General features: G+C 46.9%; 26 protein-coding genes. 19 read left to right on the top strand and 7 right to left on the bottom strand.

Annotated elements, in window-relative coordinates:
* Positions 1-135 precede the first annotated feature (135 nt).
* The gene (locus Q1V85_RS17190; protein ID WP_300601763.1) at positions 136-1,113 is read right to left on the bottom strand and encodes a glycosyltransferase family protein; all 978 of its coding nucleotides are present in this window, start codon (positions 1,111-1,113) and stop codon (positions 136-138) included.
* Complete coding sequence (locus tag Q1V85_RS17195) at positions 1,079-1,954, bottom strand: UDP-2,3-diacylglucosamine diphosphatase (protein WP_300601765.1); 876 nt, start codon at positions 1,952-1,954, stop codon at positions 1,079-1,081. Before Q1V85_RS17195 ends, Q1V85_RS17190 begins: the two co-directional genes overlap by 35 nt.
* 284 nt (positions 1,955-2,238) lie before the next feature.
* On the opposite strand from Q1V85_RS17195, the gene Q1V85_RS17200 reads away from it, so the two are divergent.
* Positions 2,239-2,934 carry a YjjG family noncanonical pyrimidine nucleotidase gene (locus Q1V85_RS17200; RefSeq protein WP_300601766.1) on the top strand — a complete coding sequence of 232 codons (696 nt, stop codon included), beginning with the start codon at positions 2,239-2,241 and terminating at the stop codon, positions 2,932-2,934.
* A gap of 178 nt (positions 2,935-3,112) precedes the next feature.
* Here Q1V85_RS17200 and Q1V85_RS17205 read toward each other — a convergent pair whose 3' ends face one another.
* The gene (locus Q1V85_RS17205) at positions 3,113-3,778 is read right to left on the bottom strand and encodes a DUF3575 domain-containing protein (RefSeq protein WP_300601767.1); all 666 of its coding nucleotides are present in this window, start codon (positions 3,776-3,778) and stop codon (positions 3,113-3,115) included.
* A gap of 106 nt (positions 3,779-3,884) precedes the next feature.
* Here Q1V85_RS17205 and Q1V85_RS17210 point away from each other — a divergent pair, with 106 nt between their 5' ends.
* Positions 3,885-4,052: a hypothetical protein gene (locus Q1V85_RS17210; RefSeq protein WP_300601768.1), complete on the top strand. Its 168-nt coding sequence runs from the start codon at positions 3,885-3,887 to the stop codon at positions 4,050-4,052.
* Here Q1V85_RS17210 and Q1V85_RS17215 read toward each other — a convergent pair whose 3' ends face one another.
* Positions 4,053-4,892 carry a metallophosphoesterase gene (locus Q1V85_RS17215; protein ID WP_300601769.1) on the bottom strand — a complete coding sequence of 280 codons (840 nt, stop codon included), beginning with the start codon at positions 4,890-4,892 and terminating at the stop codon, positions 4,053-4,055. It lies immediately after the preceding gene.
* A gap of 145 nt (positions 4,893-5,037) precedes the next feature.
* Here Q1V85_RS17215 and Q1V85_RS17220 point away from each other — a divergent pair, with 145 nt between their 5' ends.
* From Q1V85_RS17220 to Q1V85_RS17240, 5 genes are all read left to right on the top strand, one after another.
* A complete protein-coding gene (locus Q1V85_RS17220) occupies positions 5,038-5,730 on the top strand; it encodes a hypothetical protein (RefSeq protein WP_300601770.1) in 693 nt (230 codons plus the stop codon).
* A gap of 31 nt (positions 5,731-5,761) precedes the next feature.
* Positions 5,762-6,145 carry a hypothetical protein gene (locus Q1V85_RS17225; protein ID WP_300601771.1) on the top strand — a complete coding sequence of 128 codons (384 nt, stop codon included), beginning with the start codon at positions 5,762-5,764 and terminating at the stop codon, positions 6,143-6,145.
* Positions 6,146-6,247: 102 nt separating this feature from the next.
* Positions 6,248-7,168: a pseudouridine synthase gene (locus Q1V85_RS17230; protein ID WP_300601772.1), complete on the top strand. Its 921-nt coding sequence runs from the start codon at positions 6,248-6,250 to the stop codon at positions 7,166-7,168.
* Positions 7,169-7,233: 65 nt separating this feature from the next.
* The gene (locus Q1V85_RS17235) at positions 7,234-7,950 is read left to right on the top strand and encodes an RluA family pseudouridine synthase (RefSeq protein ID WP_300601773.1); all 717 of its coding nucleotides are present in this window, start codon (positions 7,234-7,236) and stop codon (positions 7,948-7,950) included.
* 735 nt (positions 7,951-8,685) lie between these two features.
* Complete coding sequence (locus Q1V85_RS17240) at positions 8,686-9,501, top strand: glycosyltransferase family 2 protein (protein WP_300601774.1); 816 nt, start codon at positions 8,686-8,688, stop codon at positions 9,499-9,501.
* A 21-nt stretch (positions 9,502-9,522) separates the two neighbouring features.
* Here Q1V85_RS17240 and meaB read toward each other — a convergent pair whose 3' ends face one another.
* Positions 9,523-10,422: a methylmalonyl Co-A mutase-associated GTPase MeaB gene (gene meaB / locus Q1V85_RS17245; RefSeq protein ID WP_300601775.1), complete on the bottom strand. Its 900-nt coding sequence runs from the start codon at positions 10,420-10,422 to the stop codon at positions 9,523-9,525.
* 236 nt (positions 10,423-10,658) lie between these two features.
* Here meaB and Q1V85_RS17250 point away from each other — a divergent pair, with 236 nt between their 5' ends.
* From Q1V85_RS17250 to Q1V85_RS17275, 6 genes are all read left to right on the top strand, one after another.
* Complete coding sequence (locus Q1V85_RS17250; protein ID WP_300601776.1) at positions 10,659-11,297, top strand: LON peptidase substrate-binding domain-containing protein; 639 nt, start codon at positions 10,659-10,661, stop codon at positions 11,295-11,297.
* Positions 11,298-11,391: 94 nt separating this feature from the next.
* A complete protein-coding gene (locus Q1V85_RS17255; protein WP_300601777.1) occupies positions 11,392-12,120 on the top strand; it encodes a type III pantothenate kinase in 729 nt (242 codons plus the stop codon).
* Positions 12,092-13,498, top strand: coding sequence for a hypothetical protein (locus tag Q1V85_RS17260; RefSeq protein WP_300601779.1), 1,407 nt, complete (start codon positions 12,092-12,094; stop codon positions 13,496-13,498). The genes Q1V85_RS17255 and Q1V85_RS17260 overlap by 29 nt, the downstream gene beginning before the upstream one ends.
* A gap of 54 nt (positions 13,499-13,552) precedes the next feature.
* The gene (lptC, locus tag Q1V85_RS17265; RefSeq protein ID WP_300601784.1) at positions 13,553-14,233 is read left to right on the top strand and encodes an LPS export ABC transporter periplasmic protein LptC; all 681 of its coding nucleotides are present in this window, start codon (positions 13,553-13,555) and stop codon (positions 14,231-14,233) included.
* A gap of 74 nt (positions 14,234-14,307) precedes the next feature.
* Positions 14,308-15,132 (top strand): NAD(P)-dependent oxidoreductase, encoded by an 825-nt coding sequence (locus Q1V85_RS17270; protein ID WP_300601785.1) that lies wholly within the window; start codon positions 14,308-14,310, stop codon positions 15,130-15,132.
* A 518-nt stretch (positions 15,133-15,650) separates the two neighbouring features.
* A complete protein-coding gene (locus tag Q1V85_RS17275; RefSeq protein ID WP_300601787.1) occupies positions 15,651-15,935 on the top strand; it encodes a hypothetical protein in 285 nt (94 codons plus the stop codon).
* Positions 15,936-15,945: 10 nt separating this feature from the next.
* Here the strand turns inward: Q1V85_RS17275 and lptB are convergent, their stop codons facing one another.
* A complete protein-coding gene (lptB, locus tag Q1V85_RS17280; protein ID WP_300601788.1) occupies positions 15,946-16,767 on the bottom strand; it encodes an LPS export ABC transporter ATP-binding protein in 822 nt (273 codons plus the stop codon).
* A gap of 202 nt (positions 16,768-16,969) precedes the next feature.
* On the opposite strand from lptB, the gene metF reads away from it, so the two are divergent.
* From metF to Q1V85_RS17305, 5 genes are all read left to right on the top strand, one after another.
* Positions 16,970-17,923 (top strand): methylenetetrahydrofolate reductase [NAD(P)H], encoded by a 954-nt coding sequence (gene metF, locus Q1V85_RS17285; RefSeq protein ID WP_300601789.1) that lies wholly within the window; start codon positions 16,970-16,972, stop codon positions 17,921-17,923.
* A gap of 79 nt (positions 17,924-18,002) precedes the next feature.
* Positions 18,003-19,436, top strand: a complete 1,434-nt coding sequence (gene rlmD, locus Q1V85_RS17290; protein WP_300601791.1) for a 23S rRNA (uracil(1939)-C(5))-methyltransferase RlmD — start codon at positions 18,003-18,005, stop codon at positions 19,434-19,436.
* Between the two features lie 24 nt (positions 19,437-19,460).
* Positions 19,461-20,144 (top strand): rhomboid family intramembrane serine protease, encoded by a 684-nt coding sequence (locus tag Q1V85_RS17295; protein WP_300601792.1) that lies wholly within the window; start codon positions 19,461-19,463, stop codon positions 20,142-20,144.
* An 89-nt stretch (positions 20,145-20,233) separates the two neighbouring features.
* Positions 20,234-21,139: a rhomboid family intramembrane serine protease gene (locus Q1V85_RS17300; RefSeq protein WP_300601793.1), complete on the top strand. Its 906-nt coding sequence runs from the start codon at positions 20,234-20,236 to the stop codon at positions 21,137-21,139.
* Positions 21,140-21,209: 70 nt separating this feature from the next.
* Positions 21,210-22,334 (top strand): endonuclease/exonuclease/phosphatase family protein, encoded by a 1,125-nt coding sequence (locus Q1V85_RS17305; RefSeq protein WP_300601794.1) that lies wholly within the window; start codon positions 21,210-21,212, stop codon positions 22,332-22,334.
* Here the strand turns inward: Q1V85_RS17305 and Q1V85_RS17310 are convergent, their stop codons facing one another.
* Positions 22,335-22,895 carry a hypothetical protein gene (locus Q1V85_RS17310; RefSeq protein WP_300601795.1) on the bottom strand — a complete coding sequence of 187 codons (561 nt, stop codon included), beginning with the start codon at positions 22,893-22,895 and terminating at the stop codon, positions 22,335-22,337. It abuts the gene before it with no gap.
* Between the two features lie 178 nt (positions 22,896-23,073).
* Here Q1V85_RS17310 and cysS point away from each other — a divergent pair, with 178 nt between their 5' ends.
* Positions 23,074-24,576: a cysteine--tRNA ligase gene (gene cysS, locus Q1V85_RS17315; RefSeq protein WP_300601797.1), complete on the top strand. Its 1,503-nt coding sequence runs from the start codon at positions 23,074-23,076 to the stop codon at positions 24,574-24,576.
* Positions 24,577-24,628: the final 52 nt, after the last annotated feature.

Consider the following 24,628-nt stretch of genomic DNA (forward strand, 5'->3'; position numbering starts at 1 on the left):
TAAAAAGACGAGGGTTTGGAAAGGTTTTGCATAACTACTACACGCAGCAACCGGAAAAATGTTACAGAAAGCCGCAGTAGATTTTTTTTAAATCATCTGATGGCCGATAACCGGCGGCTAACAACCGTTCACCGTTCATGCAAACAATCGCTCCATACTCTGCGGTATAGTCTTACTATAATCCATCCGTATGGGCTTATACTCATTTTGCCATTTTTCAAATTGCTGTTCAAAGTCTGCTCCGATCTTTGAGAGGGTCATCACGCCCATTTCTTTTAACGCAGCAGCATTGCAACATTGTTCGTATTGCCCGCGAATGGGAATGGCCATTATTTTTTTGCCGAGGTGCAGGGCTTCAGAAGGCGTTTCAAAACCGCCACCAGTGATGATCTCTTTGCAGCTGATCAAACTTTTATTGAACAGCAACCGGTCTACCGGAATAAACCGCATGTTTCCTTCCATGCGCTCCGAACCGGATTGCCGGCTAAAAATTTCAAACCGGTGCTCCTTAAATCCTGAAAAGATCTGCCGTAGCTCATGGTCGCAATAAGACGGAAGATACACCGTGATATGGCCTTTATCAACCGGTGTGGTTTCCAGGATTTCCTTCTTGATAACCGGGGTAAGAATAAAATCATCATACGGCTTAAAATGCAATCCCAGGTAACGTTCGCCCCGGGCGTAGTTCTTCAGCATCCATTCGCCCGACCGGCTTACAGCCTCCGGACGGGGCACTTTATTGCTTTGAAAGCTGGCCTGATGTCCAAAGTTTACAGAGGGTACGTTCTTTAATTTACAGGCCGCAGCCGTGATGTATTCATAGTCGTTGATCACAAAATCATAGTCCTCCACCGGAAGTGCACGGATCTCTTTTTTTAAGGCCACCGGATTCACGTGCCGGGCGATCTTCCAGTAGTTGAGCCCCCCGTTGCAGGTATAATAAAGGCTCAGGCCCTTACTCCGGTATTTTACCGGTGTATCCAGTTTCAGATTGCTGTTATTACCGCTCAAAAAAATATCCACCGTTCCGTATTGTGTTAAATACGGCAGCAGCTCCATTGCGCGGCTGATATGTCCGTTACCGGTAGCCTGAACGGCGTAAAAAATTTTCATTGTTTGTATCGGATAATGCGTGTAAATAAAATGCGATTTCATTCGTTAGCACGGTTGCATGGGGCTTTTCCTTTACCGCGCGTTCTGTTTTCATTTCTTTTTCATCATAAGTATACAACCGCCACTGGTTGTCGTAGTATTCGAGGGCGGTCATATGCTCCATCCAGTCGCCGGCGTTCAGATAGTTCACCTTTCCTTTTTCTGTGCACACTTCCTTGTTTTGCGGCTGATGAATATGCCCGCAAATAACGGTATCAAATTTTTTCTCAATCGCCAGTTCTGCAATTTTGGTTTCAAATGCATCAATGTTCACAATGCGTTTATTAAACTGTTCCATGATCTTCCGCGAAAGCGAAAGTTTCTCCCTTCCGAAAAAATGGGAAACCGCATTCATCCATTTGTTAAATACCAGCAGCGTGGCATAGCCGTTGCTGCCCAGCTTACCCCAAAACTTTGCCTGCCGGGTGGTGGTATGGTCAAATACGTCTCCGTGAAAGATCCATACTTTTTCTCCGTTGATCTCGATCACCACTTTATCCGTAAGCAGAAAGTTGCCCAGTTCCAGGTCGGAATAGCGGCGCATGCAGTCGTCATGATTACCGGTAATATAGATCACCCGGGTGCCCGTTGACAGTTTGTTAAACACTTCTTTTATGGCAGAAATATGATCGGGCGGAAAATATCGCTTATTAAATTGCCAACCGTCAATAATATCCCCGTTCAAGATCAGCACGCGTGGGTCAATACTCTTCAGATAGGCAGTAAATTCTCTTGCCCGGCTGGCATAAGTGCCCAGATGCAGATCCGATACAACAGCTATTTCAATGCGGCGTTGGGCCATTCCGATTTATGTTTCTCAAATTTCCATACTCCGTGTAACAGAACTATTACCTTAATGTTATAATAATATTATCTATGTAAGAGAGACTGTGCCACGAATGCACGAATAGGGACAGTTGCCGTTATGGTCGTCTTTTACGATGCAATTCAAAACCAGCAGCAATTTTGAACCTTCTGAAAAGGGTAATAACGCTCTTTTTGAATATTGTTCCTTGCGAAAATCTGAATTTCACCATTCGTACATTCGTGACCAGGCAGCGTTGGTCTTTTTCGTAATTTGCGGGCATGAAGTATAAACATCTTTTTTTCGACCTGGATCATACATTGTGGGATTTTGATGCCAATGCGAAACTGACCTTGCAGGACTTGTATGCAGCACTGAAACTTGAAGAGCGGGGCGTTGATGATTTTGACCGCTTCTACCGGCAGTACCTGGGCCATAATACAAAGCTTTGGGCCCGGTACCGCAACGGGTTTATTAAGCAGGCGGAGCTCCGGGTAAAACGGATGCAGCTTTCCCTGCTCGATTTTAAAATAGGCGATGAAGCCCTGGCAAAGGAAATGAGTCAGCGTTTTTTAGAGATGCTGCCCACCCGCAATACGCTGTTTCCTTATGCGGTTGAGATACTGGAATACCTTACATCAAAAAATTACCAGCTGCACCTGATCACCAACGGGTTTGAGGATGTGCAGCATCATAAGATCAACAACTCTAAGATCAATCACTATTTTGACAAAGTAGTTACTTCTGAAGGCTCCAATAGTTTAAAGCCCAATAAAGAGATCTTTGATTTTGCGCTGGCGGCAACCGGGGCCCAGAAGACTGAAAGCATCATGCTGGGGGATGACCTGGAGGCCGATATCATGGGCGCTGCCAATGCAGGGCTGGACCAGGTATACATCAACCACGTAAATAAGTCGCCGGATTTCAAACCAACCTATACCGTATACGCATTAAAGGAACTGGAAGCCATTTTCTAACGGGGGGTGCTATAACCGGTACCCGATCCGGATGCCCAGCGCGGGACGGATAATGATCCGGCTGTTTTCTTCGAGACAAGACTTCAGGATTGCATCGTTCACATTTCGATGCGGTCTTTATACATACAGCCCATGTAAGATAAAATTTTTCAGGCATTAAACAGCTTCCATTGCAAGACTAAAAAAAACGACCGATCCGCATGCCCAGGGTGGCGTTGGGTCCCCACCCGTTTCTCATATTGTTTTGAGCAAGCATGGCCCCGATCACATCTTCATGTCCTTTGTTGGTGATTTGGCCTGCCTGCAGTTCAAAGTCTTCTGTGGCCGTCTTTTTTATTCCAATGCCCGCATACAGCTCTACCTGCAGCCATTTTTTGAACAGGAAATCAAACCCCGTAATCGCATTGCACCCAAATGTGCGCTTTTTAAACCAGAAGGCGTCTGTCTCCTGTTGCTTCCTGCTTTGGGTTTGAGATACGAGACCATTGTAGGTCCAGTCATTGGCCGTATTACCCCGGTAAAACAGCGCCCCTCCCACGTAAAATTTTCTGCCACGGGATTTTTCTTTCAGATATTTACGCATCTCTATATTGGTTCTAAATCCTTTCTCTTTTACAAACGTAGTATCCCGCGCCCAGAGGGAATAAAGCTGATACCCGGCTTCTGCAAAAACGCTCAAATGATTTCCAATATGCTTCTCAACACCCAACTGCAGGGTTGGAAAATCAAAAACAGATGCCGCCGTTGTCAGGTTAAGCTTTATACCAATACCGGGATCGACCCGCTCCTGGGCAAAACCGGTTATATAAAAAAACAGCAGTACCATGCAGCAGTTAATTTTCATATGTGCTATTTACTCCCTTAACGTAATACAGCCATAAAATGTAACATTGTTTTAAATAAATACATTTGACCAGCCAATAAGAATGTTCCGATTAAAATGCAGCTGTTTGTCTGCTCCTGCTCCGTTGCTTCGCCGCAGGCAGTGCCGGTATAAAGGCTGCAGCTATACTGCCTGTTCCGGCATAGTATTGCAGAACCGGAAAACCATCGGGATCCTGTTTGAAAAAGACGGGTACCGGAAAATCGTGTATCAGAACATTTCCCTGCCCTACTGATCAGGCCGTTTCCAACTGGAAGATTGTGATCTCCGGCCGTACATTAAAACGCACCTGCCAGGTAAAACCCAGGGCCCGGTTAATATAGAGGGTACGCCCATCATCAAAATCAATTTTTCCGGAAGCATACCGTTTGTTTCTTACCGGTAACAGCGGCGCGGGAAGAAAGGGCGGTTTACATTGTCCGCCGTGCGTGTGCCCGCTGATCACCCAGCCGTCGTAACCATTCCAAACCGGCAGGTCCAGCACATCCGGGTTATGGCATAAAACCACGGTGGCCTCTTCCCGGTTCCAGTGCTGCATTGCTTTTTCGGGTTTAAAATTGGTGCCCCACTTGTCATCAATACCAATAAAATTCAGCCCGGAAAAACGCTGTTGCGCATTTCTCAAAACCGGTAACTGGAGGCCCTTGAGCAGGTCTTCGATCCTATTAGCCAGTACGCTGTCCTTCCAGCGTGCACCATAATCGTGGTTGCCCAAAATGGCTACGGTTCCCAAACGGCCATGCGGGGCATGCCGCATCAGCTCATGCAACTGATCAAACTGGCGCGGCTCGTCATAAGTAACAAAATCGCCGGTATAGGCTACAAAATCAGGCTGGTAAGCCGCCGCTTTTATAAAGGAATCTTTTAGATAGCTATCCCTTGAGCGCTCCCCGATATGGATGTCGCTGATCTGCATCAGCGTTTTACCGGCCAGGTCCGGAGGCAGGTTTTTGATCCGCATGGGTACCCGGGTAAATTCCAGCCAAAAAGGCTCTACCTGCGAGGTATAAAGCCCAGTAAGCAGCCCCGCGCCTCCCAGGATGCCGCTGTATTTCAGAAATTTTCTCCGGTTCATGCGCCGCAAAATTAGCTTCCCCTACTTCAAAATTCACTCCGGAACTATTAAACTTTTGTGTAAAAATGTGGTCCAAAAGCTGTTTATAAAAATTTAACAGGACCACAGAAGGTATTTTACCAAAAACCCATCTAAGAAAAAATAAATGCGTCCGAAATTGAATATAAAAGCCGTTTTTTTCCCAGCATTATTGTTTGCCGCGATAACGGCGGCGGCGCAGGAAATACCCTCCCGTCCTAATGAAGGAATCCAGCGTACAGAAACCAGGCGGGAACAATACGATATATACCAAAAGCTGAAGCTGACGGCGGATCAAAAAAACCGGCTGATTACTTTACAAAAAGAAGGGAAATCGGCCGTTTCAGCCCTCCGGAATAATACAGCGTTGACGTTGGCTGAAAAGAAGGAAAAATTACAGGCATTGCAGCAGGAGCAGGCTCAAAAACGCAATGCCCTGTTAACACCCGAACAGCAGAAGATCTGGGAACAAGAGACCTCCGGCCGGAAAAACGGACAACAACAACGGGTGATTGTAGACCAGCGTGAGCCGGGAAACAGCCGCAACAGGGATAATAACCAGTTGCCTCGCACAACCGGCAAACAAGACCCGCCGCTACATCTTTCGGCTGCCCAGCAACAAAAAATGGACGATTTACAGGAAGCGTTTAAAAAACAGGCCCGGTCCATCCGGCAGGATAATGCCCTTTCTGCTGATGAAAAAAAGAGCCGGATGGATGCGTTGCGAAAGGAATTCCGGAAAAAACAAAAAAACGTCCTGACCGCCGAACAATGGCAGCAGCTAAAGGGCCCCGACCAAAAGAACATTTCTAAACAATAAACAAGCATCGTAAAAACTTAAAAAACAAAAAATGAAAAAAACAATCTTAATTGCAGCTATTGTAAGCCTGTTCAGCGTTTCTGCTGTGTCGGCCCAGGATGCCCCTAAAAAGGAAAAGGCAGAAAAAGGCATGAATGACCGCCGGGGAATGAACTGGGACGATCCGGATCTGAATTTATCAAAAGACCAGAAAGACAAAATGAAGGCCCTTGGCGAGGAAAATATGAAGCAAATGAAAGCCCTCCGGGAAGACAATACGCTCAGCGATGATCAGAAGAGGGACAAGATGAAAGAATTGCGTACCAAACAAAAAGAAGCCCGGGATAAAATCCTGACCAAAGAACAGTCAGAAAAACTGGAAGCAAAAATGAAAGAACGCCGGGAAAAAGGCCGGAACAACCAGGCTCAGCAATAAGAAGTGATCGTTTTTATATTTACCAGTGGCCATCTTATTTTTTAAGGTGGCCCTTTTTTTTACGATATTTGCGGCTTACTGTTGTAAAATAGCATTCATACAATGAAAAAAATTGATCCCCGTTTTGCAAAATTTGCAAACAAAAAAAGTAACGCCGCTATAAAAGAGGGCTTTAAACAGGAAAAACGGCAATATAAGAAAGAACGCGCCGCCTTTTTTGAACAAAAGAAAGCCGAGGCGGCGGCAAAAGCCAGTCAGACCGCAGCACCTAAAATTGAGCGGAAAGTTGCCCCTGTAGCGCAAATGCCCTTAAACAAGTACCTGGCACATAGCGGGGTATGCTCCAGGAGAGACGCCGCCGACCTGATCAAGGACGGGAAAGTAAAGGTAAATGCCGTTGTAACCACGGAACCGGGTTATAAAGTACAGCCGGCAGATGTGATCACTTTGAATAACAAAAAAGTAACTCCGGGCAAAAACCTGGTCTATATCCTGCTGAACAAACCAAAAGATTATATCACTACGACCGATGATCCGCAAAAACGGAAAACGGTGCTGGATCTTATCAAAAATGCCACCACGGAACGGGTATATCCTGTAGGGCGCCTGGACCGGAATACTTCGGGAGTACTGCTGATTACCAATGATGGGGAACTGGCTCAGCAACTGACCCATCCCAGCAATGAAATCAAAAAGATCTACGCCGCTACATTGAACAAACCCCTTGAAAAAAAGGACTTTGATAAAATACTGAAAGGCGTGGTGCTGGAAGATGGCCCCGCACCGGTAGATGTGCTTGCATATTCAGATATGAAGGATAAAACACAGATCGGTATTGAAATACACAATGGCCGTAACCGCATTGTACGCCGTATTTTTGAATCGGTAGGATATGATGTGAAACACCTGGACCGCGTGATGTTTGGCGGGCTCACAAAAAAGAACGTCGAGCGCGGAAAATTCCGTTTTCTTACAGAAAAAGAAGTGCGCAATCTTAAATTTTTTGGAAAAGGAAAAAAATAAGGTGCTGCTGTTTGCCCCTGGTTCCGGGTCTGTACCCGTTTCCACAAACAGCACCTCAAAATAACATGAAGCTTCAGGATTTAATTGTTTTTGAAAATGACGACCTGGTCGCGTTAAATAAACCTTCCGGTCTGCTTTCGATTCCGGACCGGGAAGGAAAGGAGCCCTCACTTAAAGAGTTGCTGCAGCATACTTACCCGGATGTTTTCACCATTCACCGGCTGGATCGCGAAACCAGCGGGCTGATCATTTTTGGCAAGCATGCCGAAGCACACAAATATTTTTGTCAGCAATTTGAAGCCCGGAAAACCATAAAGATCTACAATGGCCTGGTCATTGGATCGGTTTTGGAACCTTCCGGAAGCATTCATGCGCCCATTGCCGAAAACATGGTAAAACGGGGCACCATGATCATTCACCAGCGGGGCAAAACAGCGCTTACGGATTTTAAGGTGCTGCATAATTTTACCATTTATAGCTGGATGGAGTTCCGGATCCACACCGGCCGTACACACCAGATACGCATTCATGCAAAGGAGATGGGCCACCCGCTGGCGGTAGACGCCATTTACGGAGACGGTAAGCCCGTGTATCTTTCATCCTTTAAGTCAAAGTTCAACCTGTCAAAAGAACATCTTGAGGAGCGTCCTTTATTAAACCGGCTGGCCCTGCATGCTGCCCAATTAAAAATCCAGGCGCCCAACGGCAACTGGCTGGAGCTTGAGGCGCCCCTGCACAAAGATTTGAAGGCTACCCTGCAACAACTGCAGAAAAGGAAATAGGCCTGTTAACTGCGATGGATGCGCATTCCCCGTTGCTGCTTTCTGCGGCATCCGGGCTCAAACCCAGCTGTTAAATTCCCGTTCCGGTAGTTTAATTATTCGAAATATAGACTACGAATCAATACCTTTGTATAATGATATTTTCCATCAGGCAGCGCATCAGATACAGCATCCCGGCATTTGTACCCGAATACAAATAGCAGCATCGTACGGCAACCAGGCAGATACAAAAACATTACCCTTTCACCGACCGATCCTGTACAAAACCGGCCATAAATGCCCCGTCTGGTCTTTTTAAGCTACAACAAAAACCAACTGTGAATGCCGTAATTATAAAGCAGTTCGGAGGAAAACATCGGGGTTCTTTCAAAAATGCCGGGAATCGTTGAACCGGCAGCCGGTTTTAAACAGCCGTTTGATTCAAATTTGGCATGCAGGGCATAAAAGATGAACCTATGACAACAAGATCTGCCTTATTTTTGTCATTGGTGTTTGCGAAGCAGTTCCGGGCAGGAGCAGGATTTAAAACTAAGGCGCACGGACCGGGAAGAAACCTGAACGGATGGTTCGGATGCACAGGCACAGAGCCGGTAACAAAAGTAAATCGTTCGTTGTATTTTAAAATGATATAAACAACAGGCACGGGAAAAGGAAACAGTATTCAAAAAAGACTCAAAAGTGAAGGACCAAAAAAAGAAGGTGCTGCAGTAATGGATTGCGCAAGATTAACACGGCATGATTAATAAAAGTTATCCGACTTCCTCGCTGATTATTTCCACCTATAACTGGCCGGAAGCGCTGGAGTGTTGCCTGAAAAGTATACTCAGGCAAAGCCGGATGCCCAACGAGGTGATCATCGCGGATGACGGTTCTACACGCGAAACCCGGGCCGTGATCGAGCGGTTTCAGCCCCTGTTCCCGGTTCCGCTCATTCATGTATGGCAGCCGGATGAAGGATTCCAGCTGGCCCGGATCCGCAACAAGGCCATCGCAAAAGCCAATTATGCATACATTATTCAGATAGACAGCGACCTGATCCTTCACAAACGGTTTGTGGAAGACCATCTCCGGTTGAGCAGCCCCGGATGTTTTGCAACCGGCAGCCGGGTAATTCTGAGTGAAGCCTATTCCAAAAAACTGCTGGACCACCGGAAAGGGAAAGCTTCTTTATTCCGCTGGAGCTCATTAAATAAAAACAACGGGTTGCGGATCCCCATCCTCACAAGACTTTACAAAAAGCACCGGGCAGCCGATATTTTTTATTTACGCGGCTGTAATATGGCTTTTTGGAGAAAAGACCTCATGGCCGTTAATGGCTATAACGAGGAAATACAGGGCTGGGGAAGAGAAGACAACGAAATTGCAGCCCGGCTGATCAACCTGGGTGTTTCAAAAATGGTGGTGAAGCACAGTGCCATTGTTTTTCACATCTACCACAAAGAAAAAGAACGGAACAGCGTGCTTACCAATAATGAATTGCTGCAAAAGTCCATTTCAGAAAAACTGATCACCGCCCCGGTGGGCATTCAAAACCATTTACAGGGTTCCTGAGCTGTAAACCGCTCATTCCCGCTACCCATTATTCCTTACAAACCGGTATAAATTAAGCCGTCCTGCTTTTATCTCCGTTTCTATTGCCGCTTTTAATGCCCGCTTATCGATGCCCTGCATCCGTTTTTTTTGCAGCAGCAGGTATGCCCTTTCTGCCAGCAGCCAGCCCTTTCGTTCATTGGGAATAGCGGCTGTAATTTTTTGAAGTAGCTGCTGATAAAGCGCTTCCACGCCCTTCATTTCATGGGCAGATGTGGAGATCACCGGCAGCAGTTCCGTTGTTCTGGAAAACGCAGGTGCCAGCATCTGCTTCAGATTCTTTACAAAAAGAGCGGCTCCCGGGCGGTCGCTTTTATTCACCACAAAGATGTCTGCAATTTCCATCAGCCCGGCCTTCATCGTTTGCACTTCATCCCCCGCCTCCGGTACCAGCACCACAACGGTTACATCCGCCAGCCCGGCAATCTCAATTTCACTTTGTCCCACACCCACCGTTTCTACAATAATAAGGTCGAAAGGGGCCGCCTTCAGCAGGTCGGTGATTTCGATGATCTTTGGATGGAGGCCACCCATTGCACCGCGGCTGGCCAGCGAACGGATAAACACCCGTTCATCCAGGTACCACCGGTTTAAGCGGATACGGTCACCCAATAGTGCTCCAAAATGGAAAGGAGAGGATGGATCCACACAAATCACAGCCACCCTTTTGCCATCGGCCACAGCCAATCCTACAAGCGCGTCCGTAAGGGTACTTTTTCCGGCACCCGGAGGACCGGTAATGCCCACAACCGGAACAGCACGCTGCTGCAGCTGCTCCAGGAAGCATTCATATCCCTCCTGTTCATTTTCTACAAGCGTTATGGCCCGGGCGATGCTTTTCAGATCCCCTGCCGTTACCCCGGTTATGAGTGGATTCCACATATAATTATTGCTAAAATACGGAAGAATCAGGTGCCAGAAGATGGGGGCACGACTGAATACCGGATCCGGAGGAGCAACCGGGATTTCTGTATACCACTATTAACCGCTCCCGCAAAGCGGCACCGGTTGTGGTTTGTTGGTTGCATCACCTTGCCAGCATCTGCGCGGCCATACGCATTCCGTTTATGAAATTTTCAAATAAAAAACGCTCATCTCATTTTTTTTTACCTTTGGGTATGACCAACTTTATACCGATATTTCCCCTGTCGATCGTTGTGTTTCCCGGAGAGCAGGTAAACCTGCATATTTTTGAACCACGGTATAAACAGTTGATCCATGAATCGGCTGCCAGCAGCAAACCATTTGGGATACCGGTGGTTGTAAATAACCAGTTACAGGAGTGGGGGTCGCTGGTACATGTAGAAGAAATCGCAAAAACCTACGAAAACGGCGAAATGGATATCCGTACAAAAGGGGGCGATTTGTTTCGCATCCTGGAAGTGATCCGGGAGATCCCGGAAAAACTTTATTCCGGTGCTATTGTTAATTATCCCCAAAACAACCGGAACGGTAACCCTGAGGTGATGGCGCAGCTGGTAAAACAAATGCGCAGTCTGCATAATTACCTGGAGGTAAAAAAAGATTTTAAAAAAGAAGATCATTTTTTGACGGCCTACGATATTGCCCATCACTCGGGATTGACGATCCAGGAGGAATACGAGTTTTTGCAACTGACACAGGAACGGCAACGCCAGGAATACCTGAGGCGGCATTTTGAAAAAACACTTCCGGTTTTTGAGCAGATGAACCAGTTAAAGCAAAAGATACAAATGAATGGCCATTTCAGGAACCTGAGCGGATTTGATCTGAAATAGGCCGGAAAACCTACTTTTGGACGGTTCTTAACCCAGTAAGCGGCCCTGGAAGAAAGGAGGAAAAAGTTGCTGTTTTTTTATTTACTTGCACGTTATGTCTACCACACTTTGTTTCGATTTTGGAAATACAAGAAAAAAAGTTGCTGTTTTTCAGGACAATGAACTTACAAAAACCCTTGTACTGCAGGACGATACCACGGCCACCATCCGGTCGCTGGTTGAAACCTACAAACCGGCAAAGTCCATCCTGTCTTCCGTTATTCATCATAACGAAGAAGTAGAAACCGTTTTAAAGGACCGGACCCGGTTCCATCTTCTGAATCATTTGTCGCAACTACCCATTACAACCCCGGTGGGCAAACCTGAAACAATTGGTGCCGACCGGCTGGCCATTGCTTCGGGCGGGGTGCATTTTTACCCGGGCAAAAACCTGCTGCTGATTGGGCTGGGCACCTGCATTACCCTCAATTTTGTTAACAAATACAAAGAGCTGGTGGGCGGATCCATATCGCCGGGACTGGAAATGCGGCTCAAATCGTTACAATATTATACGGCAAAGCTGCCCCTGGTAGCGCCAAAGGCCGATGTACCGTTGATGGGGTACGATACGGAAACCAATATTTTGTCGGGCATTATCCTGGGTATGGCTTACGAACTGGATGGTTTTATAGCGGCTTACGAGGAAAAATTCGACAACTTTAACGTGGTATTAACCGGTGGGGATATGCAACATTTGGCATCACACCTGAAAAGCAGGATATTTGCCGACCCTGAATTAATATTTAAAGGCCTATATGCTATTAGTGAAGTTAACAACGCTTAGAAAATTGGACGCGTCTGTAATAAAACGTATTGCCGCAGCCGTTTGTTTAACCGGCTTCGGTTTCGTTACAAACGCCCAGGATAATTCCCCTTATTCGAGATATGGCCTGGGAGATGAAATATCTTCATCCAGTGCCACCAGCAGGGGTATGGGCGGTGTTTCCGCAGCATATAACAGTTATACTTCCGTAAACTATGCCAACCCGGCCTCTTATGCTTATTTCCTGTCCATTCCCGAACCCGGCACCCGCAAACAGCTGCAGGGGCGTGCAATACTGGATATCGGGATAGAGGGAACCGGTCATACCCTGATCGATAAATCACAACAGTCGCGTTTTACTTCCAGCAACCTGATCTTTAACAGGATCTCCCTGGGTATTCCATTGCGCCGCAACTGGGGTATGGCACTGGGGCTGCGCCCGTTAAACCGCATCAGCTATAAAATACAAAATGTCAGCGGTCCGCTCCGGGATGAAACGACCGGGGAAGCGATCGATTCTGCCACCACTGTTTTTGAAGGATCCGGAGGTACCTACCTGGCTTCACTGGGTACCGGCGTTAAATTTGCACTGGCAAAAAGCCACTATCTCAGCCTTGGAATAAACGGAGGGTACCTTTTTGGTTCAAAAGATTACGCCCGGCACCGCACCCTTTACAATGACTCTACCGCTTATGCGCTGGGTACCTGGGATTCCAAAACCTCTATGGGCGGCATTTATGCAGATGCCGGCCTGCAATACCAGGGAAAAATGAGCGACAAGCTGTACCTGGGTATCGGGGTTTACGGAAACTGGCAGCAAAAGATCAATACCAATGTTGCATATACCGCTACTTCAACGAATAATACTACCGGTATGGTACAGATGGTTGATTCCAGCGGATTTAAATCAACCCTTACTTATCCCACAAATCTTACGGCAGGGTTTATATTACAAAAAGCCCAGAGCCAGAACGAAGCCGGATGGTTAATTGGAGCAGACTTTACCACTACAAACTGGCAGAATTACAAGGAAAACAACCGGCCCGACACAGCAGTGGCCAGCAACTGGAAACTGAAGATCGGTGCAGAGTTCAGCCCTGTAAGCAAAAAAAATTACCTGAGCCAGATGTATTACCGGATCGGTTTTTTCACCGGGCCCGATTATATCAAACTCCGTGGAGAGCAACTGCCGCTTTATGGTGTTACAGCGGGCATCGGGTTGCCCCTGGCCAACTATAACCAGCAGGCAAGAGGACAGGCCACTATGATCAACCTGGGTCTTGAATACATTAAACGCGGTAACAGCAACAGTCCGCTGCAGGAGAATATGTACCGGGTAACACTTGGTTTCTCTCTCACCGATATGTGGTTTGGTAAACGCCGGAACGGTGACCGTTAATCCGGCCCGGCAGATCATCAGCAGATTTACATTATTTTTGCAATAAACCGGTTTTTGAAGTTGCGTTTACCATACGTTTTACTTTGCGCAGTGTTGCTGCTTTTGACCGCCTGTGAAAATACAGACGAGGAGATCAATGCCCTCAGTAAAAAGGTTTCTATGACCGACCAGGCGTTGAAGGTAGAAAGCTACCTGTCGCAGGGAGGTAAGGTAAAGGCAAAACTAACCGCTCCTTTGATGCTGCGCGTACAGGCCGATACGGTTTATACGGAATTTCCCAAAACACTCCATGTTGATTTTTATAACGACAGCGCAAAAGTCGAAAGCCGGCTGGATAGCAAGTATGGCAAGTACATGGAATCTATCAGCATGATTTACCTGCGGGACAGCGTGCGGGTTGTATCGGAAAAAGGAGATACCCTTTATTGCCAGGATCTTTGGTGGGATCAGAATAAACTGCTGTTTTACACGGATAAACCTGCCCGGTATAACGCCCGCGATCAGCGGCTACAGGGAGATCTTGGCCTGCAGGCCACGCAGGACCTGAAAAACGTAACCTTCATCAGGAGTCATGGCCAAACCTTACCCGGTCAAACTGGTCTTCCTGGCCAGCCTGGGGCTGCTGTGCCTACAGATACGGCTTCCGGTAAAGGAATAACCGGCCAAATGGGGGCTTCTGGTAAAACCGGATCAACAACACCAACAACACCGGCACCAACACCGGCCTCCCCGTAACCCACGAAATAGAAGCGCTGCTTTTTTTGGGCCGCTATTTTCCATAGAATGCGTTTGTTTTTGTAATTTACCTTATGATTTTTAAGGATAAAACCGCAGTCATTTCCGGCGCCACCCGCGGTATCGGAAAAGCCATTGCCCTGAAGCTTGCTGCCCAGGGCGCCAATATTGTAATTGCCGCCAAGTCGGTAACCGAAAATGAAAAACTGGGAGGCACCATTTATTCCGCCGCTGAGGAAGTTCATGCTGCAGGAGGCAACGCATTGCCCGTTGCCTGCGATGTACGGTCAGAAGAACAGGTACAAAACGTAATGAAAGCGGCCGTTGAGGCATTCGGCGGCATCGATATCCTCATCAACAACGCTTCTGCAATTTCCCTTACAGATACGGCTGCTACTCCCCAGAAACGATATGACCTCATGCAGGAGATCAACGTACGCGGAAGCTTCTTAATGGTACAGGCGGCACTGCCTCATCTGAAAAAATCTTCCAATGCCCATATCCTTTCATTGTCGCCGCCCATTAACCTCAACCCCAAATGGCTGGGTCCGCATATCGCCTACACCATTTCCAAGTATAATATGAGCCTGCTCATCCTGGGATGGGCTGCCGAATTTAAAAAGATTCCGGTTGCGGCCAATGCATTATGGCCCAAAACCACCATCGATACGGCCGCGGTGCGCAACCTGCTGGGAGGTCAGACCCTGGCCAATATGAGCCGTACACCGCAGATTGTGGCAGATGCAGCGTTTTATATCTTACAAAAAGAAGCCGGCAGCTGTACCGGCAACTGTTTCCTGGACGAAGATGTGCTGAAAGAGGCCGGCATCACCAATTTTGATGCCTATGCAATAACACCCGGCGGCCCGCTTTACACCGATCTTTTTCTGGATAGCTAGGGCGCTTTCTGCAGGATTTATGAACAAACCCCTCTCCCCGGTACATCCGGGCTACATCACTCTGTAACCCCAATAGCTTACACCAAAAACATACATGTATCAGAAAGATTTTTGAAAACCGCGCATAAAACGAGTTTTACTTGTGACAAAAAATCTGTGACAAAAAAAAGTTGTCACAGATTTACTGTCACAGTGTTTGCATAATGCCGGCGCCGGCGAGATACGGGCAAGGTTGCCCTGATGATACATTTTATCGGCAGAAACGCATCTGCCCACCCTGGAAGTGCCATAGTATCTGCATGTTACAGGCCCGGCACCGTGATCTGTCAAATATACTTTTGATCAGCTCCGTTTACATCCCGGCAAACAACACCGCACAAACGGTCGGGGGCGCTGCTTTATCATATGTAAAAGAAACGCAAAAGCCCTTGTTAAAAAGCAGTCTTGCACGCTATTTGAGGCTGTTTGGTAGTTTCAGTCATTTTGTTGATCATCATTCATCCGATAAAACCGTTTTTATGGATAAAAGAGAACAATTAACCGCAATGGACAAGATCCTGCGGGAACTGGAGGATCTAAAAAACAGCGAAACCGCCGTTCTAAAAAAAATAGCGCAAATTGAGGCGGAGAATATGAATCTTGGAGTGGCAGTGCTGGAACTGGCGCTTCCGGATATACATGAACATATCAATACTTCCGTTGAACAGGTAAACGAGGTCATCAGCCGGTTTACCGAACATCGCAATCAATTTTCAAAAGACCACAAACTGGAGGCCGCGGAGGAAGCACCCTCCGCCTCATAAGCACCCGGTATTAATGCCCCACGGTGTCGTCGTTTCCGGATTCCGTTTGAGCTTCTAATCCCTGTTCGGAATGCTGCTGGGCTTCTTCATGCAGGTAATCTTTCCGTTTCAGCTCAAAGTTCCGGCCCAGGTACAGTCGCCGTACCTGCTCATTGGCGGCAAGTTCTTCCGCTGTGCCTTTTTCAAATATCTTTCCATCAATCAGCAAATACGCACGGTCGCATATGGAAAGGGTTTCATTTACGTTATGATCTGTGATCAGGATACCGATATTCTTGTATTTTAAACGGGCCACAATACTCTGGATATCTTCCACCGCAATCGGATCGATCCCCGCAAAGGGTTCATCCAGCAGGATAAACCTGGGGTCTACCGCAAGCGCGCGGGCAATTTCGGTTCTTCTTCTTTCCCCACCACTCAGTACATCTCCATTGCTTTTCCGCACATGTCCCAGGCGAAATTCAGACAGCAGGGATTCCAGTTTTGCCTTTTGCTCTGCACGCGGAAGTTTGGTCATTTCCAGCACCGCCGAAATATTATCTTCCACGCTCAGCTTGCGGAAAACAGAAGCCTCCTGCGGCAGGTAACCGATCCCCATCTGCGCCCGTTTATACATTGGCAGCTTCGTAATATTCAGGTCATCTAAAAACACATCCCCTTCGTCGGGCTTAATAAGGCCCACCACCTGGTAAAATGATGTGGTTTTACCGGCACCATTCGGCCCCAGCAGTCCCACAATTTCACCCTGGTTTACCTCAAAAGAAACGTGGTTTACTACCGTACGTTCACCATAACGTTTTACCAGGTCCTTGGTATGTATTTTCATTAACATAGATGGCAAAAATAGGAAAGCTTCCAGATTATTCTGTTCAGGGCCCGTTAAATATTGAAGCCGGTCAGCAAGCAGTCAATACTGGAAACCCGGAACCAGGACAATGCACGAAGTATCAACCGGGAACCAACCTGAAACTTTAAACCTAGAACCTGGAACCCGGAACCCCATTACTGGTATCTTTCCATTAGTTTTGCAGCCTATGAAGGTGATCGATCACATTAAGAATGCAAAGGATACATTAATTTCTTTTGAAATACTGCCTCCCTTAAAAGGGAAGGGCATTGAGGCGCTTTATGACCATTTGGATCCTTTAATGGAATACAAACCGGCTTTTATTAACGTTACCTACCACCGGAGCGAACACATTTTTAAAAAGAACCCTGACGGAAGTTTTAAAAAAGTAGTGGTGCGCAAACGGCCGGGAACCGAAAGCATTTGCGCCGCCATCATGAATAAATACAATGTAGACACGGTTCCGCACCTGATTTGCGGAGGATTTAGTATTAATGAAACTGAAGACGCGCTCATCAACCTCAATTACCTGGGCATCGACAACGTGCTGGTGCTGCGTGGCGATGCGGCCAAAAATGAAACCGCTTTTATTCCGCAGGCAGATGGTCATGCTTACGCCATTGACCTTTTAAAACAGGTGGCCGGCCTTAATAACGGTATCTACCTGGAAGAGGATCTGAAAAATTCCCAAAAAACGGATTTCTGTATTGGTGTAGCTGCATATCCCGAAAAACATTTTGAGGCGCCGAATATGGAGACCGATATGGCCTACCTGAAGGCGAAAGTAGACGCGGGTGCAGACTATATTGTAACCCAGATGTTTTTTGACAATGCCAAGTTCTACGCATTTGTAGACGCGTGCCGTAAGGCCGGGATCACCATTCCGATCATCCCCGGACTGAAGCCCGTTTACACACTTAAACAGCTGAATGTACTTCCCAAAACCTTTCATATTGACCTGCCCACAGATCTCTCAAAAGAGATGATGAAATGTAAGACCAACGAAGATGTGGAGCGGGTGGGCACCGAATGGCTGCTGATGCAATCAAAGGATTTAAAAAAGAACGGCGTACCCGTGCTGCATTATTATACCCTGGGCCGGCCGCAGATCGTGTCAAGCGTGGTAAAAGAAGTATTATAAAATTTTTCGTTTGTGGTTTTTCGTTTGATGGCTGGGATCAGCAGATCAAACCTTAGACCTTGAACCTCAAACAAAAGAAATGGCTCGTAAAAAGAAGCAACATATTGTTCTTGAAAATATCCGGATCGAAGATTATGCCGCCGAAGGAAAGTCGATTGCGCGGGTGGATGGGAAAGTAATCTTTGTGGAGCAGGTAGTTCCCGGTGATGTGGTAGATATCCGGCTGGGAAAAAACAAAAAAGACTGGGCAGAAGGGCATCCTATTGCGTTCAGATCCTATTCCTCGGAACGTACGGAGCCGTTTTGCGCACATTTTGGCGTTTGCGGTGGCTGCCAGTGGCAGATGCTGCCTTACGAAAAGCAGCTGCAATACAAGCACCAGCAGGTACGCGATAACCTCCAGCGCATTGGTAAGATTCCGCTCCCTGAAATCCAGCCCATATTGGGTGCAGCTAAAACCCGGCGGTACCGGAATAAAATCGAATATACGTTCGGTTCCGAGCTATTTATGCCCAAAGAGCAGTTCAATGCGCTGAAAGAACAGGGGATCAATCCCCACGAATACGGGAAACAGGGTGTTGCCGGTTTTCACGCCAAGGGTTTCTGGGATAAGATCGTAGACATTCATACCTGTCATTTACAGGAGGAACCCACCAATGCCATCCGCCTGGCAGTAAAAGCCTTTGCCCTGGAGCACAACTATAGCTTTTACGATCTGCGCCAGCATACCGGCTTTTTACGCACGATGCAGGTACGCCTCTGCGAAACCGGGGAACTGATGGTAAACCTGGTGATGGGCGAAGATGATCCGGAAAAGCGGGAACAGCTCTTAAATCATCTCCGGGCGCAATTTCCGCAGATCACCACGCTGCTGTACACTATTAATACAAAAAGAAACGACAGCCTGCACGACCTGGAACCGGTGGCCTGGTATGGCCCGGGCTATGTAACCGAACAACTGGATGAATACCGGTTTAAGATCGGCCCCAAGTCCTTCTTTCAAACCAATACAGCACAGGCCACCGAACTGTACCGGGTAACCCGGGAGTTTGCCGAGCTTACCGGAAATGAAACCCTGTACGACCTATATTGTGGTACAGGAAGCATTGGCATTTTCTGCAGTCAGAAAGCCGGAAAGGTAATTGGCGTGGAAGTGATTGATGCCGCCATTGAGGATGCCAAAGAAAATGCCGCATTAAATGGCCTGGAAAAGACCCATTTTTATGCCGGCGATGTGATCGATATTTGTTCGGATGCTTTTTTTGAACAACACGGGCGTCCGGATGTTATAGTAACCGATCCACCCAGGGCGGGCATGCATGAGAAACTGGTGCAGAAGATCAATGAAATGGCCGCGCCCATTGTGGTGTATGTAAGCTGCAACCCGGCCACCCAGGCAAGGGATCTGGCATTATTGAACGAAAAATATGAGGTCACAAAAATTCAACCGGTAGATATGTTCCCGCACACCCTGCATATTGAGAACGTGGTGCAATTGAAGCTCCGGTCCTGAGCCTAATTTAAATACAAGTGATTCATGAGTTCATACTTTACAAGACCCGCCGAAAAGTTTCCTCCCGCTGTTAAATACCTTATTGCCATTAATGTGGTGGTTTGGGTAGCGCAGCTGATCTTTGATAACAAGTATGGCCAGTCCGTGATCATGATCGGCGGGGCAATGGATTCCGTTGGCTCTCTTACTGGCAAACTGGCACTCTGGCCCATTGGTGAAGGCTTTAAACCTTACCAGCTGATCACCCATATGTTTGCGCACGCCGCTTCCGGCTCACAGATGTTTTTACATATCCTTTTTAATATGTTTACCCTCTGGATGTTTGGGCGCATCCTGGAAAATGTATGGGGGGCTAAGCGCTTCCTGATCTTTTATTTTATCTGCGGCCTGGGTTCTGCAGCACTGCACCTGGCGGTTCAGTATTACACCCATACCGGCAGTATGGCTGTAGGTGCTTCCGGCGCCGTAATGGGCGTGCTGGTGGCTTTTGCCATGACGTTTCCCAATACGGAGCTGTATATTATGTTCATCCCGGTGCCGGTAAAAGCCAAATGGGCCATTGCAGGATTGATTGCTATTGACCTGGTTTTTGGGCTGTATAGTGCCTCAGGCGACCCGATTGCACACTATGCGCACCTGGGCGGGGCCCTTACCGGTTTTATTCTTCTGAAAATCTGGAATAAAACAAACCGGCGTAATTTTTACTAAATTTATAGTTGAAAAAGAATCAACTTTTAACCCTTTAATTTTGTTGGGTATTTGATATGGGTATTTCTGACAGAAACTATGACAGCCGATTGTCTTTTGGAACACGGGTAAATCCACTGGTCATACTCATTGCGATCAGCATGATCCTGTTTGTGATACTTGCTTTTTTCAAAGCGCTTACCTACCTGCGTTTTGATGAAGGTGCAGATGTAACCGGGTATTTTAACGAACATATCCTCAGCACCATTGCCCTGTCTCCGAAATTGAGCACGGCATTGGCTAAAACCTGGACCTTTCTCACCTATTCCTTTGTACAGGTAAATGTTTGGGAGCTCATTGCAAATATGCTGTGGCTCTGGTGTTTCGGTTTTATTTTCATCGATATCACCGGCAACAAAAAACTGATCCCCCTGTTTATTTATGCCACTGTATTATCCGGATTGGTATATGTTTTTGTTTGCAAATCGATGCATCCGGAAACACATGCCTTCCCTTATTTCAGCGGGTCCGGAGCCTGTATTCTTGCAATTGCAGCCGCCGCAACCACCATTTCACCCAACTATAAGTTGCTGCCGATGCTGAACGGGGGTATTTCTTTGTGGATCATTGCATTGATTTATACGGTTATCGACTTCGCAACCATTCCTCCGGGCATACCGGCGCTTTACTTTTCCCAGCTTACCGGTGCCCTTACTGGTTTCCTGTTTATTTATCTTTTAAGAAAAGGCTATGACGGAAGCGAATGGATGAACCGGGTATACGATTGGTTCATGAACCTGTTTAACCCCGAAAAATCGGAAAACCGGAAAAAAATAAAGGATACCTATTTTTATAAAACATCCACAGAGCCCTTTACAAAAACAGCCCGGCTTACCCAGCAGCGCCTGGATTCCATTTTAGACAAAATGAACCAATCCGGTGGTTATGAAACGCTTACGCAGGAAGAGAAAGACTTTTTAAACCGCGCCAGCCAGGAAGATTTTAAAGGCAAATAGGTAAAATCCTTCACCGGTTTTGCCAGTTTGCACATAACTTGACTATCTTTCGGGTTGAAAGGATCCGTAGATGAGTGTTTTTGCAAAAATCAGCAATAAGGTTTTACTGGGCATCAATATTTTGGTGGTCCTCTTTTTCCTTTTGGCTTGTTTGGCGGCCTATATCAGCCCGATGGACTGGCCGGTACTCTATCTTTTCAGCCTGGGCTTTCCTTTTTTATTGCTATTGGTATTGGTTTTTTTATGCTGGTGGATCTTTGTCAAAAAGCAATGGGCATTGATCTCCGCCGCTGCATTGATCCTTGGGGGAGGCGCCATTACCAATTTTTTTGCCTTTAATTTCAAAAAGCCCTTCCGCCAGGAAAAAAAAGCAGACCATATCCGCATTGTAACCTGGAATGTGGCGCGCTTTGTAGAAATGGTGATCAATAATAATAAAGGCAGTCAGACCCGCTACAAAATGCTGCAGCAGATCAAATCTACCAATGCCGATATCTTATGTTTCCAGGAGTTCAGTTCATCCATCAATCCGGACTGGTACAATAATATTGTTGCGGTGAGCAAGGGGCTTGGATATCCGTATTTTTATTATTCTCATGATTGGGATGGAGACCGTTTATTCAATGGCAGCGTTATCTTCAGCCGGTTTCCCATTATTGACACCGGCATTATCCGGTATCCCCGGCCCACCCTTCCCGAAGCCCTGCTGTTTGTTGACATCAAAAAAGGAAGCCGGCTTTTCAGGATCTATACCACGCATCTTCAATCCAACCAATTCCGGAAAGAGGATATTTCAAAAATTGAAGCCCTTAAAAAAGCAAAGGGAAACATCATCAGCAATGCCTTTTATATCTTCACAAAGTTGCGGACCGCCATCCAGCACCGGAGTATACAGGCCGATATGATCCCCGAAATTCTAAAAAACAGTCCCAACCCCACTATTTTTTGCGGCGACCTCAACGATGTACCCAATTCCTATACCTATCACACAGTAAAAGGCAATATGCAGGACGCGTTTCTTAAAAAAGGACTGGGAATCGGCAGAACCTATAACTCCCTTTCGCCCACCCTCCGGATTGATTATATTTTTACCGACGACCATTTTAAGATCGGCCAGATCAAACGGGTTACCACCAATTATTCAGACCATTATATGCTGGTTTGCGATCTGCAGTTAACACCCGCTTCCGATTAATTACCATTCTTCGCTGGTACGAACAGCAAGCAGGGGTGTCAGCATTCTTTTATTAACAAAAGACTCCAGTGTTTCCTTCAGCAAGCGGTTTCTCAATTTATCTTTTTTGTCATAAACAAAAGAGTGCCAGGACTGAAAAATCAATGCTTCCTGGCTTTTTATTCCCAGCACGAAGACAACAGAATCAGCCGGCGGATTAAAACTGCGGATACTTTTGATGACCGGTGCGTTCACCTTTATTTTCCCGTCTTTAAACTCAAACCCGGCCTGGAATGTAACGTCGTAGCTTCTTCCGGAATAGTTCAATGCCTGCCGGTCGGTAGCCTGGAATATAATTTCTTTGCTGGAATCGGTGGCGATCCGGTCCCGGTAAGCGCCAAAGCTGGTTTGTACCCGGCGTTCAACGGCCTCAAACAATTGCTGTTGCGTGGCCCCGGGTACTTCCACCACATAGTATCCTTTTCCCTGTGCCGTAACAAATCCCTCCGGCTTCAGCAAAAACTGCGCATGGCTTTCTGATAATAGTAAAACGGACAGGACCAACAGTAAACGGTATTTCATAAAAAGGGTTTTGATATTTGTTTAAGACGATAAGATTACCATTTAAACTGCACATTATAATCGATTTAGCGCCGGTTTAACAGATCCGTATCCAGGAGTATATTCCTTTTTCTTTTTATCCATCCCCGGCTAAATACCAGCGACCTCCTTTATATTTGTAATCTTACAAAAAGATGGTATGAGTACACTTAAGATACATAATTCCTATTCGCGCCAGAAAGAGCAGTTTGAACCGATTACGCCGGGCTATGTAGGAATGTATGTTTGCGGCCCAACGGTAAGCGGCGAAAGCCACCTGGGGCATGCCCGTCCTTATATTACATTTGACGTAGTGTTCCGTTACCTCCAATACCTGGGTTATAAGGTACGATATGTGCGCAATATTACCGATGCGGGACATTTTGAGGAAGAAGGCCGCGAGGCAGAGGACAAAATTTCCAGTAAGGCGGTGCTTGAAAAACTGGAACCAATGGAATTGGTGCAAAAGTATACTAACCTGTTTCACTGGGCCATGAATTTGTTCAACACCATACCGCCTTCCATCGAACCTACGGCCACCGGCCATATTGTAGAACAGATCGAGATGATCAAAAAGATCATTGCAGACGGTTATGCATACGAAAACAACGGGTCGGTGTACTTTGATGTAAAAAAATATGCGGCGGGCCATGATTATGGAAAGCTCAGCGGCCGGAAAATAGATGACCTGCTGGAAGCTACCCGCGAGCTGGAAGGACAGGAGGAGAAACGCGATGCAGCAGATTTTGCTTTGTGGAAAGCGGCACCGCCCAAACATATTATGCGCTGGAACAGTCCCTGGGGTGAAGGATTTCCGGGCTGGCATATTGAGTGCTCTGCCATGGCCACCAAATACTTAGGCGATCATTTTGATATTCATGGTGGCGGTATGGACCTCCAGTTTCCGCACCATGAAAGTGAAATTGCCCAAAGCACCATCTGCAACGGGCATGCGCCGGTAAAATACTGGATGCACAACAATATGATCACCATCAACGGCCGCAAGATGGGCAAGAGCTACAACAATGTGATCAAGTTGACGGAGTTGTTCAGCGGTGATCATCCCCTGCTTACCCAGGCCTACCATCCGATGGTCGTTCGGTTTTTTATTCTGCAAAGTCATTACCGCAGTACCCTCGACTTTAGTAACGAGGCCCTGCAGGCTTCCGAAAAAGGATTAAAACGCCTTTGGGAAGCCTATGAAAATTTAAAGCGCCTGCAGGACCGCAGCGAAGAACTGCCGGAAACAGCCGCCGATCCGGAACTGGATGTACGCATTCACAAGCTGGTAACGGAGTTTGATGCATTCATGAACGATGATTTTAATACGGCAAAGGTGCTGGCCAATATGTTTGAGCTGGCTCCGGTGATCAATAGCTTCAAAGACAAAACCATTCCGCTGAACAGTATTTCAAAAGGAACGTTTGAACTGCTGCAGCAACAATTTCATACCTACCTGGAAACCATCTTAGGATTAACCTCCGTTTCCGCAGCCGACAATGAAAAGCTCCAGGACGTAATGCAGTTGCTGATCGAGATCCGCAAAGAAGCCCGCAGCCGGAAAGATTTTGTAACCTCCGACAAGATCCGAAATCAGCTGGCAGGCATCGGCATTCTTTTAAAAGACGAGAAAGATGGGAATATCAGCTGGAGTGTTGAGTAATTTATTGTTTTTTGTTTATCGTTGATGGTTTGAACCAGAAACAATAAACCTC

This window comes from Niabella sp., assembly GCF_030150205.1.
Classification (GTDB): domain Bacteria; phylum Bacteroidota; class Bacteroidia; order Chitinophagales; family Chitinophagaceae; genus Niabella.